This is a genomic window from Mesorhizobium argentiipisi (SeqCode) (genome assembly GCF_037179585.1).
Classification (GTDB): Bacteria; Pseudomonadota; Alphaproteobacteria; order Rhizobiales; family Rhizobiaceae; genus Mesorhizobium; species Mesorhizobium argentiipisi.
Genome location: NZ_JAPYKO010000005.1, coordinates 1 through 15,011, shown reverse-complemented (window position 1 = coordinate 15,011; position 15,011 = coordinate 1). Strand labels below are relative to the sequence as shown.

11 protein-coding genes and 3 pseudogenes are annotated in these 15,011 nt (G+C 59.7%); 10 read left to right on the top strand and 4 right to left on the bottom strand.

Annotated elements, in window-relative coordinates:
- Positions 1–2: 2 nt before the first annotated feature.
- On the top strand, positions 3–1,055 hold the full coding sequence (locus tag O7A05_RS09840) for a 3-carboxy-cis,cis-muconate cycloisomerase (protein ID WP_337092822.1): 1,053 nt from the start codon (positions 3–5) through the stop codon (positions 1,053–1,055).
- The gene (gene pobA, locus O7A05_RS09835) at positions 1,055–2,227 is read left to right on the top strand and encodes a 4-hydroxybenzoate 3-monooxygenase (protein ID WP_337092820.1); all 1,173 of its coding nucleotides are present in this window, start codon (positions 1,055–1,057) and stop codon (positions 2,225–2,227) included. Before O7A05_RS09840 ends, pobA begins: the two co-directional genes overlap by 1 nt.
- Positions 2,228–2,801: 574 nt before the next feature.
- Here pobA and O7A05_RS09830 read toward each other — a convergent pair.
- Complete coding sequence (locus O7A05_RS09830) at positions 2,802–3,152, bottom strand: hypothetical protein (RefSeq protein WP_337092819.1); 351 nt, start codon at positions 3,150–3,152, stop codon at positions 2,802–2,804.
- Between the two features lie 191 nt (positions 3,153–3,343).
- On the opposite strand from O7A05_RS09830, the gene O7A05_RS09825 reads away from it, so the two are divergent.
- Positions 3,344–4,963, top strand: a complete 1,620-nt coding sequence (locus O7A05_RS09825; protein ID WP_337092818.1) for a GMC family oxidoreductase — start codon at positions 3,344–3,346, stop codon at positions 4,961–4,963.
- Between the two features lie 214 nt (positions 4,964–5,177).
- Here the strand turns inward: O7A05_RS09825 and O7A05_RS09820 are convergent, their stop codons facing one another.
- On the bottom strand, positions 5,178–5,519 hold the full coding sequence (locus O7A05_RS09820; protein ID WP_337092817.1) for a hypothetical protein: 342 nt from the start codon (positions 5,517–5,519) through the stop codon (positions 5,178–5,180).
- Positions 5,520–5,853: 334 nt separating this feature from the next.
- Between O7A05_RS09820 and O7A05_RS09815 the strand changes: the two genes are divergently transcribed.
- From O7A05_RS09815 to O7A05_RS09795, 5 genes are all read left to right on the top strand, one after another.
- Entirely contained in the window at positions 5,854–6,831 is a 978-nt protein-coding gene (locus O7A05_RS09815) for a cupin domain-containing protein (RefSeq protein ID WP_337092816.1), read from the top strand.
- A gap of 42 nt (positions 6,832–6,873) precedes the next feature.
- On the top strand, positions 6,874–8,070 hold the full coding sequence (locus O7A05_RS09810; RefSeq protein ID WP_337092815.1) for a CaiB/BaiF CoA transferase family protein: 1,197 nt from the start codon (positions 6,874–6,876) through the stop codon (positions 8,068–8,070).
- Between the two features lie 50 nt (positions 8,071–8,120).
- Positions 8,121–8,891, top strand: coding sequence for an alpha/beta fold hydrolase (locus O7A05_RS09805; protein WP_337092814.1), 771 nt, complete (start codon positions 8,121–8,123; stop codon positions 8,889–8,891).
- Positions 8,892–8,967: 76 nt separating this feature from the next.
- Positions 8,968–10,620 (top strand): FAD-dependent oxidoreductase, encoded by a 1,653-nt coding sequence (locus O7A05_RS09800; protein ID WP_337092813.1) that lies wholly within the window; start codon positions 8,968–8,970, stop codon positions 10,618–10,620.
- A 115-nt stretch (positions 10,621–10,735) separates the two neighbouring features.
- A complete protein-coding gene (locus tag O7A05_RS09795) occupies positions 10,736–11,530 on the top strand; it encodes an enoyl-CoA hydratase/isomerase family protein (protein ID WP_337092812.1) in 795 nt (264 codons plus the stop codon).
- Positions 11,531–11,848: 318 nt separating this feature from the next.
- Here the strand turns inward: O7A05_RS09795 and wrbA are convergent.
- Positions 11,849–12,455 (bottom strand): annotated as a pseudogene (wrbA, locus tag O7A05_RS09790) (NAD(P)H:quinone oxidoreductase).
- 74 nt (positions 12,456–12,529) lie between these two features.
- Positions 12,530–13,225, bottom strand: coding sequence for a fumarylacetoacetate hydrolase family protein (locus O7A05_RS09785; RefSeq protein WP_337092810.1), 696 nt, complete (start codon positions 13,223–13,225; stop codon positions 12,530–12,532).
- Positions 13,226–13,331: 106 nt separating this feature from the next.
- On the opposite strand from O7A05_RS09785, the pseudogene O7A05_RS09780 reads away from it, so the two are divergent.
- Positions 13,332–13,955: pseudogene (locus O7A05_RS09780) on the top strand (Tn3 family transposase); the annotation flags it as partial.
- Positions 13,956–14,046: 91 nt separating this feature from the next.
- Positions 14,047–14,805, top strand: a pseudogene (locus O7A05_RS09775) (enoyl-CoA hydratase/isomerase family protein).
- Positions 14,806–15,011 lie beyond the last annotated feature (206 nt).

The following is a 15,011-nucleotide window of genomic DNA, read 5'->3' as shown; positions in this document are numbered from 1 at the left end:
ACATGACCGTATCGCCTTTCGATCATCCGCTGCTTTCCAGCCTTCTCGGCGACGAGGAGACCGCTAGGCATTTTTCCGTCGAGGCGGAGATCGCCGCGATGCTGGCGTTCGAGCGGGCACTGGCGGAAGCGGATGCCGAAAACGGCATTATCGGCAGGGATGCCGCCGCAGCGATCGTTGCGGCACTGTTCTCGTTCAGGCCCGACACGGGCTTGCTTCGTGACGGCGTGGCGAAGGACGGCGTCATGGTTCCCGAGTTGGTGCGCCAGATCCGGGCGGCGGTCGGTGAACCGCATGGCGCTTCTGTTCATTTGGGCGCCACCAGCCAGGATGTCATCGATACGGCGCTGGTGTTGCGGCTGAAGTTTTTGGTCGAGCATCTCGGTCTGCTGCTGACCGAAAACATCGTGCGCCTTTCGGCGCTCGATGAGCGTTTCGGGGGCAGGGCGCTGAACGGAATGACGCGGATGCGGCCGGCGATCCCTATTCGAGTGTTGGATCGCGTAGCCGCATGGCTGGCGCCGCTGCTGCGACATCAGCAAAGATTGTCGGACCAGTCCGCACGTCTGCTTGTGGTTCAGTTCGGTGGTGCCGCCGGCACGCTGGAAAAGCTTGGCGGCAAGGGGCCGGCGGTGCGTGCCGCACTTGCCGCAAAACTCGGCCTTGCCGATGCGCCGCAATGGCAGAGCCAGCGCGACGCCCTTGCGGATTTTACCGGCTGGCTGTCGCTGGTGACCGGCGGCCTCGGCAAATTCGGACAGGACGTTGCGCTGATGGCGCAAGACGGCGCCGGGATCGAGCTTTCCGGCGGCGGCGGCTCGTCGGCCATGCCGCACAAGCAGAACCCGGTGAAGGCCGAAGCGCTGGTGGCGCTCGCCCGCTTCAACGCCACGCAGCTTTCCGGCATGCATCAGGCGCTGGTGCATGAGCAGGAGCGCTCGGGCGCGGCCTGGACGCTGGAATGGCTGCTGCTGCCGCAAATGGTCGTGGCGACGGCCGCCGCGCTCAGGCTGGCCGCCGAACTGGCCGCGCAAATCAAAGACCTGGGACAGTGATGCGTACACAAGTCGTCATCGTCGGTTCGGGACCGTCCGGCCTGTTGCTCGGACAGCTGCTGGCCGGCATCGGCGTCGAAACCGTCATCCTCGAGCGTTCGAGCCGCGAGCATGTGCTTTCCCGTGTGCGCGCAGGTGTGCTCGAGCAAGGCACTGTCGAACTACTCGAGCAGGCAGGTGCTGCCACAAGGCTGCGCGCCGAAGGGCTGCCGCATGCCGGCATCTCGCTCGCTTTCGATGGCCGCCTGCACCGCATTGATCTCGCGGCATTGACTGGCGGCAAGCGCGTCACTGTCTATGGCCAGACCGAAGTGACGCATGATCTGATGGACAAACGCGACGCGGCTGGGCCCGTCACCGTCTATGGTGCGGCGAACGTCGCGCTCCATGATTTCGACGGTGACGCACCTTTCGCCACTTACGACAAGGGCGGCGTCACCCATCGCATCGACTGCGATTTCATCGCCGGCTGCGATGGCTATCATGGCGTCAGCCGCAAGTCGGTGCCCGAAGGCGCACTGAAGACTTTTGAGCGGCAATATCCGTTCGGCTGGTTGGGCGTATTGGCCGAAGTGCCGCCGGCCGACCACGAACTGGTCTACGCCAATCACGAGCGCGGCTTTGCGTTGTGCTCGATGCGGTCGACCCACCGCAGCCGCTACTATGTGCAATGTCCGCTCGATGATCAGGTTGAGGCGTGGTCTGACGATCGCTTCTGGGACGAATTGCGTCGCCGCTTGCCGCCGCAGACGGCGGCTGCGGTCACCACAGGACCATCCTTCGAGAAATCGATCGCGTCGCTGCGCTCCTTCGTTGCCGAACCGCTACGCTTCGGCCGGCTGTTCCTGGTCGGCGACGCCGCGCACATCGTGCCGCCGACCGGCGCCAAGGGTCTCAATCTCGCCGCTAGCGATGTGCGCTATCTGTTTTCAGGCCTGCTCGATTTCTATGTCGAGAAATCACGTGCCGGTATCGACGCCTATTCTGGCAAGGCGCTGGGGCGGGTGTGGAAGGCGGTGCGCTTTTCCTGGTGGATGACGACGATGCTGCACCGCTTTCCTGATACCGGCGACTTTGGCCAGCGCATCCAGGAAGCCGAGCTCGACTACCTCGTGCATTCTCAAGCGGCGTCGACCGCGCTCGCCGAGAATTATGTCGGGCTACCTTACTAGGGTGTGCCGATATTCAGGTAAGGCCGGCCTGCAAATGGAGGCTTCCTGCGCTTCGGGTGCTGACATGTGGACGTATTTGGATCCGCCCAATTGCTATAGAGCGGTTGGATCGGGAACGTTGGTTACAACTGCAGACGTATATCAGGCTTCCTGATGCGGCTGGACAACGTGTCACCCGAGCCCGATCGATTTTCGCGCGCTTCCACCCGCTGGCTCCTAGACATCTGGACCCCATCTCAGCCAATTCATGTCGCGGCATCCGGCGACACCATCTCCACCGGCACCCACGCTCCGCGTCGGGCCGGGCATGGAGGCTCTTAAGCACATTGTCCAAGCCTTAGCTGGATTTTACCATTGTTGCCGGCAATGGATGGTGAGCATGTCGCGACACAGGATCTGTCGTCGCACACTTTTTCGGAGATACAGTGTCGCGATCGTTTTTTTGCTTGAGACGCGCACTGAAATGCAGCCTCTGAAGAGACGCTCTCGGCACCTGGGCGCGCCAGCGCTCCGCAAATCGTTCTCGACCAGAACTGTCGTCGAGCTCATCGGGCTCCTCGGCCAGCTCACACGTTTATCTCGCCTCTGGTGCTGCCATTGCATCATGGTGACGGATCGTTCTAGCCACCACGTCGGCCAGGAAGTCGGCGTGACCGCGCCTCAGGAATTCGTCCGGTTCATCACCGACTAAAACAGTATTTTTGCGGGAGGAATCCTTCGTGAATTCACCAAGCTCATTGAACCCGCCACGCTTATACGGACATTTCATCAACGGCCGGTTCACAGCACCCTGGGAGAGCCTCGGCGCGAGATTTTCATTCGCCGACGGTGGTCCGCTTCCGCGTTTGTCCTCGGGCAAGGCCGAGGACGTTGACATCGCGGTCGTTGCGCGCAGCGCCTTCAAATGTGAGAGCGGGGCAGCCATAACGGGGTCTTCGCGTGCCGCCCCGCTGCACAGGTTTCGCGGACTTGATATGCCAAAACGCCGAGCGCCTTATCAGGGTCGAGGCGCCGTCGCCTTAGCGGGAGCCGACTTTCACGACACGCAGTCATACCCGTGGCCGAACGCGCCGCGCGGGACGTAAGCAAATTTCAAAATGCACAGGCGAGGCAACCATGAACGTGACAAGTGCTGACGACGATACCTATGACGTGCTGATCATCGGCGCCGGGCCTTCCGGTGCCATCACCGCGCATGCGGTGGCCGGCGCGGGCTTCAAGGTCATATGCCTTGAGCAGGGCGACTACGCACTTCCGTCGGACTATCCGGCAAACTTCGATATGTGGGAGCTGGTGGCGCGTGGCCACTGGCAGGCCGAGCCCAACCGCCGCCGTAATCCTGCGGACTACCCGCTGGAGGTGTCCGACACCGACCTCGCCCCTTCAATGTACAGCGCCGTAGGCGGGTCCACCATTCATTTCAGCGCCCTTTGGGCACGCCTCGCCCCTTCCGACTTTCGCGTGCGCACGTTGGACGGGGTAGCGAGCGACTGGCCGATAAGCTACGAAACCCTCTCTCCTTTCCATGACAAGGTGGACGACTTCATCGGGGTATCCGGACTGGAGGGTGATCCCGCCTACCCTGAGGGCTACGCTCCCAAGATGCCGCCGCTGCCTCTGGGAAAGTTCGGCAGGAGGGCTGCCGAAGCGATGAATGCACTGCAGTGGCACTGGTGGCCCCATGCAAACGCGATCCCCAGTCAAAAGATCGGCTCCCTTGCCGCCTGTGCCCGTTGGGGAACCTGCACCCAAGGCTGCCCCGAGGGAGCTAAGGCATCCTTTGATCTGGCTTACTGGCCCAGTGCCATCAAGGCCGGTGCCAAATTGGTCACCGGCGCACGCGTGTCCAAGATCACCACCGACGCGAGCGGTGCGGCGACCGGCGCCACCTGGATTTCCAAGGGTGAAGAACGCCATACAAAGGCCAAACAGGTCGTCGTCTGCGCCAACGGCATCGGCACCCCGAGGCTGCTCCTGCTGTCCGCAAGCGAACGTCATCCCCAAGGATTGGCCAATTCATCAAGTCTCGTCGGCAAGAACCTTATGCTGCACCCGAACTGCGCCGTCATTGGATACTACGACGAAGAACTCGAATCCTGGCGCGGGCCGGCGGGTTCCGCGGCCAGTTCCATGCAATTCTATGAAACGGATCGCTCGCGGGGTTTCGTGCGCGGCAGCAAGATGCATGCCTGCCCCACGCCGGGATTGCTGTTCAACGGCGTGGACCCGCACAGACTTCTGCCTTTCGAGGATTTGTGGGGCCCGAGTTTCCATCAAGTTATCCGTGACGCGAGAAACGCGATTTTCTGGGCGGCGAACATAGATGATCTTCCCGAGGAAAGTAACCGAGTCACCCTCGACCCTACTCTTCGCGATAGTGACGGCATTCCGGCGCCTAAAATAAGCTATCGATATAGCGAGAACACGCTGAAGATACGTGACTTTACCGTCGCTCGTCTGTCCGAGATCCACAGGGCCGCCGGGGCTAAGAAAACCATCGAGATAAATGACCTGCAAGGAGAGCCCGGTCATCTTCTCGGGACCGCCAGGATGGGAAGCGACCCCAAAACTTCCGTTGTGGATGAATACGGCAGGGCGCACGACGTCCCGAACCTGACTATCTCGGACGGAAGCATCTTCGTCACCGGGGGCGCGGCAAACCCCACCAGCACCATCGCGGCGCTGGCGCTCCGCAATGCCGAGAAACTCGCTCAGACTTTGTTGGCAGCCAATTAAAATGAAAAACAGCCAGTCCATCGTCAAAGGGGAGCGGCGTCGGTGTCAGCACCGAAGCTGGTTCGCGCGCCGCCCTTTTTCTCCGGAGGAAATTTCGTACGCTTAGGATTTTCGCCGATACCCTGCTTAAATCCGAGCTCTCCCCTGCGCTGCAAAGCAACCCTCCCGGTCTGTTGGACGCGGCCGATCAACTCTCCGATGGCACAGTGCGCCCTCATGCGAAGCAAAGTTCCCGCTCGCATAAGACGGCTGGCGATCCGCCGGTCAAGACCGACGAATGAGATCGGACCAGCGGTTCAACGAAGCGTTGGCTCTGAGCTGAAAACTCGACGAAGGGGCTCCGTTCCGCGATAAGCGATGCGGAGATCGCGCTGCGGTTAGCGCGGGATTTCGCGGCCCACTGCGTCGCGATCGGAGACATGTCCTCCTTGCGGGGGACGTGATTGAACACGGTCATCCGCCCGACGTCGGCGGCCGCGATGTCGTCCCCCGTCACATGATCGACGCCCCGCTTCAGGGGAGCGACCCTTTGATAATACCAGTCGACATGCGCCATGCATCTCGATCTCGGTGGTCAGATTCCTGCCTCTGACCATTGCCTGCCGCATTGAGCAAAAAGTCCAGCTATTTATTGGATTTTACCATTGTACCCACCCGAGTTAAATGGTGTTCTTGGCCTGCATTTGCGGCATCAGGCGGAAAGTAACTCACAGCATCTGCAGCGTTGCGCGCGGAAAAGTTCGGCTTTTTTGAACGTTGTTTTCTGTCTTCCAGGCGTAACGAAAGCACCGTTGTTGGGGAAACATGAAACTCGGCGACGTCCGACGAGACTGGTCGGTTAAGTCGTTTTGGCAAGACTTTAAAGCACCATCTAGGACAAGTGGAGCACCATGCAGAATACGGTTCCGTTTAAGGTCAGCACGAAGGCGCCACTTGAAGCAGTGCTCGTAGCGGCAAACGAGGGGACGCCGGTGGGCCTCGGCTCCGAAGACGGCGGCTCGGCGCTGGTAAAGGTATCGCCAATTAGTCACAAATACACTCACTTCGCCGTCGTGGGTGTGGATTTGCCGAAAGGCGGGCACCTCCGCTCGCGGGCCTATGAACTGAACGAGCGGTTGGTCATCTGTTTTTCCGGGAAGGGTCGGGTGTTCTGCGGCGGCAAGCAGCACGCGGTCTCCAAGGGCACATTCATGTTCTGGGGCCGCGGCGTCGCCGTGAAAGTGGAGCAGGAGGGCGAAGAGCCGCTTCGCTTCTCCGTGATCTCCTTCCCCCCCGGCCCGGACTCTCGTTTTGATCTCTTCCCGGTGGGTGGAAATGGCGCCGAGGCATCGAAGGAGTCGGCAGTTATGTTGGGCGTGGATGATGGCGACGCGGCGGACGGCGACTTTGACGGTCATTTTATCATCGTGCAGGACGATGAGGGGGAAGAGTATTGGCAGGCCGCACCCAGCCTGGGTTACGTCAGCATCATGATTGCTGCGCCTGCTTTGCCTCTGACCTATTTCTGCGCGGCATCGCAGCTCCTGGAGCCTGGTGCCAACGTTCGGCACCACGGTCACGTGATGTCCGAGGAGATCGTGATCGTTACCCACGGTAAGGGCCTCGCAATTTTGGGCGATGTCGCATACCCGATCGCCGAGGGCGATTTGATCGTTTTGCCCCCGACCCTGATGCACCACTTCGTCAACAACGGTACGGAACCGCTGAAATATGGCGGGGTCTTTCTGCCCCCAAGTGTTGAGGGGGCCTTAAGGGAGACGGGGGTGCGTAAACTTCCCGGCAAGGAAAGGCCAACGACCATCCCTCGCAACCCAACGACAGAAAAGCTTCTCGTAGACAAGTACGGGTTTATCATCCCCGGCGTCTGAGTTCCGAGCATCGTCATCTGCAGTCTTAAAAGGGATAACTCCATGGCGCTTCCATTAGACGGCATTCGCATCTGTGATCTGTCCCAGATCATGTTTGGGCCGTGTGGCACCCAAGTGCTTGGCGATTTTGGCGCCGATATCATCAAGATTGAGAAACCCGGTCTGGGGGACATCAGTCGGGCGATCGACCGTCATCGCCCGAACAAGGACGACGAGAGCTCCAACTTCATGGCGATGAACCGAAACAAGAGAAGTTTGGCACTCGACATGAAGACTGAGGAGGGTAGGGAGATCCTCCGGAAGATCGCCAGAGAATCCGACGTCTTCGTCCATAATTTCCGGCCGGGTGTCATCGAGCGTCTTGGATTGGGTTATGAGGATATCCGTAGGGACAACGATCGGATCATCTACGTCGAGGGCTCGGGGTTTGGCACCACCGGTCCTCTGTCGCAGAAGGGCGGGATGGACTTCGTGGCCCAGGCTCTCGCCGGCGTCGCGCACGACAATAAGGATCCAAGCGGAAAGCCGCAGCTGTTTCCTGTTTCGGCGGCGGACTTCTCCGCTGGAATGATCCTCGTCCAAAGCGTTCTTCTGGCACTCCTTCATCGTGAACGAGCGGGTCGGGGGCAGAAAATCGAGATCAACCTGCTCAACGTATTTCTGGTCATGCAGCAGCAGGAGGTCACGCAGAAGCTTCGCACGGGCCATGACTTCAATCCGCTCGAGCAAGATCCCATGGACATTTTCGCCGCATCCGACGGGTTTGTTGCAGTCATAGCGGTGCTTAGGCCCAATCCGGTTTCTGATATTTGCCAGGCCTTGGAAATACCGGACATCACGACCGATCCCGAATTCGCTACGCTGGCACAGCAGATGGCGAACAGAACCGAATACAGACGGCGCATAAGCGAGGGGTTCAGTAAATTCACGACAGAAGAGTGCCTGACCCGGCTCGACAGGGTGGATATTCTGTGCTGTCCGGTTCTCCCGCTTGGCGAGACGCTTAAGCATCCTCAAGTGAAGGAAAACAATATCCTCATAGAGCTCGACCATCCCAAACACGGCACTATTCGCACTGTGGGTAATGCAATCAAGTCCTCGGAATTTCCACAAATCGCGTTGAAGCCGCCGCCGTTGTTGGGACAGCACTCCGAAGAGATTTTGGCTGAGTACGGCTATTCCCAGGATCAGATCGGCCAGCTGATCGAAAAGAAGGTGATCGATGCCCAACGGGCCTGATTCGCGCAGCGATCAGGTCAGAAGTCCCAACGACACGGTGAGATCGAACAATGGTACTGGCTTACAATCGTGAAGGAACCGGCGCTCGGACGATCTTGCTTGTGACCGGCCTCGGCGGGCATGCAAACTTTTGGAACGCCCATCGGCCCAAACTGGCAGAACGCTTCACGGTCCTGAGCTTCGACCAGCGAGGCTGCGGCGCCAATCGCGCGCGGGAAGGCGTACACACCCTCCACGAAATCGTCGGAGATGCCATCGACATTCTCGCCGAGGCGGAAGCCAGCAGGGTCACCGTAGTCGGACACTCGATGGGCGGTGTTATCGCCCAGTGCCTGGTGCTCGATCATCCCGAGTTTTTTGACGCTGCGGTCTTCAGCGGGACGTTCTGCGCTTTCGACAGGTATATGGAATTCATAAACGACCTGCGGCAACGTGTGCTTGACGCGGCCGGCACGGTGACTTGCGGCCATCTTTCTGCGATCCTTGCAATGCCCGGTGGCGACGTCCTCGATCCGCATTACGATCTTATGGGTCGTATCCAGAATATCACCCAAAGCATGGCGGATGAGGTGTTGTCCGCTCGGATGAGGGCACCCTACAAGTTCGATCGGCGAGAAGAATTACGCAGTGTCGAACTGCCCAGTCTGGTGATCGGTGCGTCGGACGACATGCTCGCTGCCGAATATCAATCCCGCGAGATCGCGGCTCTCATCAAAGGCGCCAGGTTGGAGATAATGAACGGCGGTCATTTTTTTCCCAACACGCGCCCGCAAAGATACTGGGAAATACTGGAAGGCTTCCTTCGATCCACAGATCGATAGCGCTCGCACCATCGTGTGAGGCGCGGCAAGGCCGGTCCCACAGCGTGTTGGAGCTAGCAACCGGCAAGGAGCGTGCATGTATGGCCTGACGAACGTCTATTTTGCGGACCCTGTCCCGCCGGAAAGTAACGTCACCGACGTGATCGTGGTCGGCTCCGGCGCTGCCGCCCTTACGGCAGCGTTGACCGTGGCTGTTGCAGGAAAGACCGTTCGTATCATCGAGAAGACGGATATGCTCGGCGGAACGAGCGCCATGTCTGGGGGAATGACCTGGCTTCCCGTCAATCACTATGCCGAACGGGCCGGTCTGTCGGACAGCTTCGCCGAGGCTCTCGCCTATATGCGGGCCGCCTCTCCCAAAGGATGGCAGGAAACGGAAGACGATCTGTGGAAAAGCCAGATCGAAAACGGCCCGCAGATGCTCAAGCTGGTCGAGGCCCACAGTCCGCTGAGGTTCAGCCTAACCCAGATACCGGACCCTTTCGAGGAGTGCGAAGGCGCAAAATCGAGCCGAATTCTGGCGGTTGAACCCCTTAGCAAAGCGATTCTCGGTTGGTGGCGCAGCCGCGTAAGGCGTTCCACCTTGCCGCAGAGGCTCACCTTCCAGGAAACCGTGGATGCGAAGCTGGACCGCCATCCGATCCTCGGTATACTTCAATCGCTGCCCCTGCTGTTTCGACGATGGTTGTCGGACTCAATGGCCCAGGGAAACGGCTTGATCATCGGCCTGCTCAAAGGCTGCCTGGACCAAGGCTGCCTGATAGAACTGTCCACCCGCGCGACGAAGCTCAAAACCGATGACGCCGGCGGGGTGACGGGCGTTCAGGTGGAGCGGTACGGTGCGCTTCACACCTTTGAGGCGCGTAGCGCGGTAGTACTCGCGACAGGCGGCTTCGAATGGGATCCGCAGATGCTGGCCACCTACTTTCCCAGCGAGGTAGACTTCAAAAGCTCGCCGAGCAGCAATGAAGGTGACGGACACAAAATGGCGCAGGCTGTCGGTGCAACTTTCGCCCACATGGATCAGGGCAATATCGTCATTCAGCCCCCCGTCAACTATGAGGGCGAGCTACACGGACTTCCCTTGAGAATACACGCGGAACCTGACGCTATCATCGTGGACAGATACGGGCGTCGTTTTGCGAGCGAGTACGAGTTTTGGGTGTACGATCGCATCATGGACAGAAACGAAGCGGGAGAGCTAATCCACCAGCCTGCATGGGTGATCAGCCACTGGCCGATGGTTAAACGGACGCCGTTGATCCGGTGGTACCGCCGGTACAAACGTGATTGGCTTCTCAAAGCGTCGTCGATAGAGGAATTGGCTGAGCGGACCGGACTGCCCGTTCAGAACCTGAAGGACACGGTGGAGCGTTTCAACGGTTTCGCGCGCACCCGACGGGATCTCGATTTCGAGCGCGGGACTTCGAATACCTACGAAAGAAAGCTTGCGGCGAACTTGGGGCTGATGGAAGAGATCGATACTCCGCCTTACGTCGCCTACCGGTTCAGACCCTCCTTGCTCGGTACCAAGGGCGGAGTGCGCACAAATGCCCGGGGTCAGGCGCTCCGCGCCGACGGCACCGTCATCCCAGGGCTTTACTGCGCCGGCAACGTGATGGCCAGCCCGACCGGAGCGCGGACGCCGAGCCAGGTCGGTACCACCATCGGCCCTTACATGACATGGGGCTTCATCTGCGGCCAAACTATCCTCCAAAGCAACCGCTGATGCACACAATAGTACCTCGCCCAGCCTTCGGACCTTTTATTGCCCTGAATGCCCCCGGCATTACAGGAATTCATCAACGCCCTAAACAATCGTGCTCGGAAGAACTGGAGAATTCATGACGTTAGCGGACAGTCATTCTGCCAAGGTGATACTGGAGCGCCCGGCCGAGTACGTCGCCTTGATAAGGTTCGACCGGCCCGAAAAAAAGAATGCGCTGCACAGTTCCATGATCGTTGAGTTGGGTCGCCTACTTACACAACTGGAAACCGACAGCGCCGTCCGTTGTGTCGTCATCACCGGTTCGGATTCAAGCTTCGCGGCCGGCGCGGATATCAAGGAAATGGTGGCGTTCGGGCCTATGGCGGTGGCGAACAGTCCGGCCAGGGTAGCCGCCTGGCGGGCGATCGAGTTCTTCGGCAAGCCTCTTATCGCGGCGGTGAACGGCATTGCGTTCGGTGCCGGATGCGAGCTTGCAATGGTGTGCGATTTCATCGTGGCCGGCGCCAACGCAGAATTCGGGCAGCCCGAAATCAAGATCGGCGGGATGGCAGGAGACGGAGGAACCCAGCGACTTCCGCGCAAGCTGTCGCCCAATCTGGCGTCCTACATGCTCCTGACGGGTGAGCCCATCAATGCCGAGCGGGCCCTTCAATTCGGATTTGCGGTAGAAGTGTGCACTGTGGCCGACACCGTTTCTCGCGCCGTGCAAATTGCGGCGACGATCGCGCAGCGTGCCCCTGCCGCAGTGCGTGCAACGAAGGCCTGCATTCGAACTGCAGTCGGCGCCACGGCCGAAAACGGCCTTGCGTTCGAGCAAAGCGCCATCGCCCGTCTGACCATGACGGACGACTCCAAGGAGGGCATGCTTGCGTTCACGGAGAAGCGCCCGCCGGACTTTACAGGGACCTGAGCTTATCGAGCGCGCACTTGAGATCGACCAATAGCCCGCACAGCCGGAACTGGCCGGTTCTTCGTCAGGTGAGGCGGGGCCTTCAAGCAGAATGTAGACCGCGTCCACGAGGATCGCCGCAACCAGCCGCTCGCCCAGTTCGTGCGCGTCAGGAAATGAGCAATACCTCCCGCTAAGCCGAGAAGCAGCGGCAAGACGACAGTTCGGACGAGCAGTGGTGACATCGACTGCCTCGGTTCGGTGAGCGTCCCAGCCAATGCAATGAGACGCACATCTGCTTGAGACGGCCCTCGTCATGGCCGCCTCCCGCTTGATGGTTCACGCTAACTGCTTGGCTGCAATCTTTGCGACATGGCTTCCCTGGTAGCGGGCTCCGTCCAGTTCGATCGCGGAGGGCTGACGCGAGCCATCCGTGCCAGTGATCGTCGATGCGCCGTAGGGCGAGCCGCCAAGGATTTCACCCAAACCGAGCTGTCCTTCGAAGAAGTAAGGTAGCCCCACCACGACCATGCCGTGGTGAAGCAGAGTAGGGATGACGCCCAGCAGCGTGGACTCCTGGCCGCCGTGCTGCGTGGCGGTTGCGGTGAAGACCGAACCGACCTTGCCCAAAAGCTTGCCCGATGCCCAAAGACCGCCGGTCTCGTCCCAGAAATTGCGCATCTGCGAAGCCACGGTTCCGAAACAAGAAACAAGTGCCGGCGCCGACGATGATGGCGTCATACTGATCCAGTTCGTTGGGATCCGTGATGGGGGCTTCCTGATCCATCTTGAAAAAGGACGCCCGCGCCACTTCGTCCGGCACCAGTTCCGGAACGCGCTTGACCGTCACTTCCGCGCCAGCGTCCCGCGCGCCTTCGACAACGGCTTTGGCCATGGTTTCGATATGGCCATAGGCCGAGTGATATAGAACGAGAACTTTTGCCATTATCTACTCCGGTGAGTTATCGCCTCGCAGGGGAGGCCAATGAGGGTGTTGTTGAAGATCCACAGCGGCTTGCTTCAGCGCGGCATTCCCACTTCGATCGAAAGATCGCCTATCGAAGCTATGCGCGCGTCGATCCTGTCACCGGGAAACACCGGCCCGACCCCTTCGGGAGTGCCCGTCATGATCACGTCGCCAGGATGGAGGGTGTAGAAGCTCGACGCGTATTCGATCAGACGTGCAACGCCGTAGATTAGAAACCTGGTGTTGGACCTCTGTCTCTCGATCCCGTTGACGGACAGTCGGGGGTCGAGTGCGTCGGCAGACGGGATTTCATCGGGCGTCACCAGCCACGGGCCAAGCACGCAATGAGTGTCAGGCGACTTCCGAAACGTCGGGAATTCCTTGCCGCGGATGGTCATATCCAATCCCACGGTGAAGCCGAGGACATGGCTTAAGGCATCTTCCTTCCGGATGGACCGCGCTTCCTTCCCGATAACGACGGCCAGCTCTACTTCATGGTCGGTGCGCCGGTCGCCGAATCTCGGCGTGAATCTGTCCGAGGGCCCGATCAGGGAACTGCCCGCTTTGAGGAACAGCCCGAACGCGTCAATATTGGTATAAGTCGTTCCGTTGTTGATCTGGCTGTCTGCGTTCGCCTCTTCGATGTGGGCTTTGTAATTAATCGGCGCCCCGATGATCTTCCCGGGGTTTGCGACCGGCGCGTCCAGCCTTGTGTCGCGCAGCGCGTGGCGAGTGGAACTCTTCGACACCGCATTGCGCAGTCTTGATGTGTCCGTCAGCTGGTTTGCGATCCAGTCACCCGCAGGGACGGGCCAAGCGGGCTGCGATCGTAAGCGTCCGTTACATCGATGACCTCACAAGTTCGAGAAGGGCGACGCATACCCAGCACTGTCGAACCACGTCGGAGGACCGATCAACACCACGCTCATTCTCGACCACTGGGACGATCTGCTCCACCTGGCAGCGTCGATCACGACGCGATCCGTCGTGCCGTCGACCATCCTGAAGAAGCTCTCGGCATCGCCAAAGGAGAGCCAACTCGCCAGGGCGCTGCGCGAACTCGGTCGCATCGAGCGGTCCCTCTTCATGATCGAATGGTACTCAAGTCCGGCATTGCGCCGGCGCTGCCAAGCCGGCCTTAATAAAGGCGAGGCGGCACACAAGCTCAAGCGTGCCGTCTTCTTCCATGAGCGGGGCGAAATCCGCGATCGGTCGTTCGAAAGCCAGGCGTTTCGCGCATCGGGCTTGAACCTCGTCGTCAGCGCGATCGTGCATTGGAATACAGTTTACATAGAGCGGGCGGTTGCCCATTTGCGCAGTGCACGTCGCGAGATTCCGGATCATCTGCTGAAGCACATCTCGCCGTTGAGTTGGGAGCACATCAACCTGACCGGCATCTATACCTGGGACGCAGAACATCAAATGCCTGAAGGATTCCGATCGCTAAGACTTCCGACCCCAATCCGCCGAGCAGCATAGGGTTCACGATCCGTTCGCTCTTAGCGCAAGATTTTGAACAGCTCTTGTTCTGACCCCGAACTCGACGGAAAACTATTCTGACAGGGTCATTTTGGAGCGTCCATCAGAACATGTTGCTCTTATACGGTTCAACCGGCCGGAAAAGAAAAACGCATTGCACAGTTCGATGGTCGTGGAACTCGGCCGGCTATTGGTGGACCTTGAGACGAATGATTCCGTGCGACGCGTTGTCCTCACTGGAACCGAGGGATGCTTCGTGGCAGGCGCCGACATAAAGGAAATGGTGGCGTTCGGTCAGTCCGCCGTTGCCAACAGCCCCGCCCGCGTTGCCGCCTGGTGAGCCCTCGAGCAGTTTGAAAAGCCGCTGATCGCGGCAGTCAACGGCATTGCGTTCGGTGCTGGCTGCGAACTTGCCATGGTTTGCGACTTCATCATCGCTAGCTCGGATGCGCAGTTCGGCCAGCCGGAGATCAAGATTGGGGGCATGGCAGGCGATGGCGGCACACAGCGTCTGCCGCGCAAGCTCCCACCCAACCTCGCGTCTTACATGCTCATGATAGGAGAACCGATCGGAGCCGAGCGCGCGATGCAGTACGGGTTCGTCGTGGAGGTGTGCGAGCCAGCGACCACGGTTGCCCGAGCAATCGAGATCGCTGGTATGATCGCGGGACTAACGCCGCCTGCGATGCGATCCATTAAGGCCTGCGTCCGCAACGCCGTCGGCGCGACCTCCGAAAACGGTCTCGCATTCGAGCGCGATGCGATCGGCCGCCTTACGATGACCGAAGACTCCAAAGAGGGCATGCGCGCTTTCACCGAAAAGCGACCAGCTGTTTTCAAGGCGCGCTAAAAGTCCGGTCCTGCGTGCCGATGGCACCACTCGGCGCAACCTCCCACGCCAAAACTGTCGGGCCGTGAGTATCCAACGAAGCCTGGGAGAATGAAGTACCTACGATGCTTCACTCTCCGTCAGGCTAAGCCAGAGCCTCATGTTCAAGGCCAACGGTCTTGAAGATCCTTTGCTGATGACGACCGGTTTGCGGTTGACGAACTCCT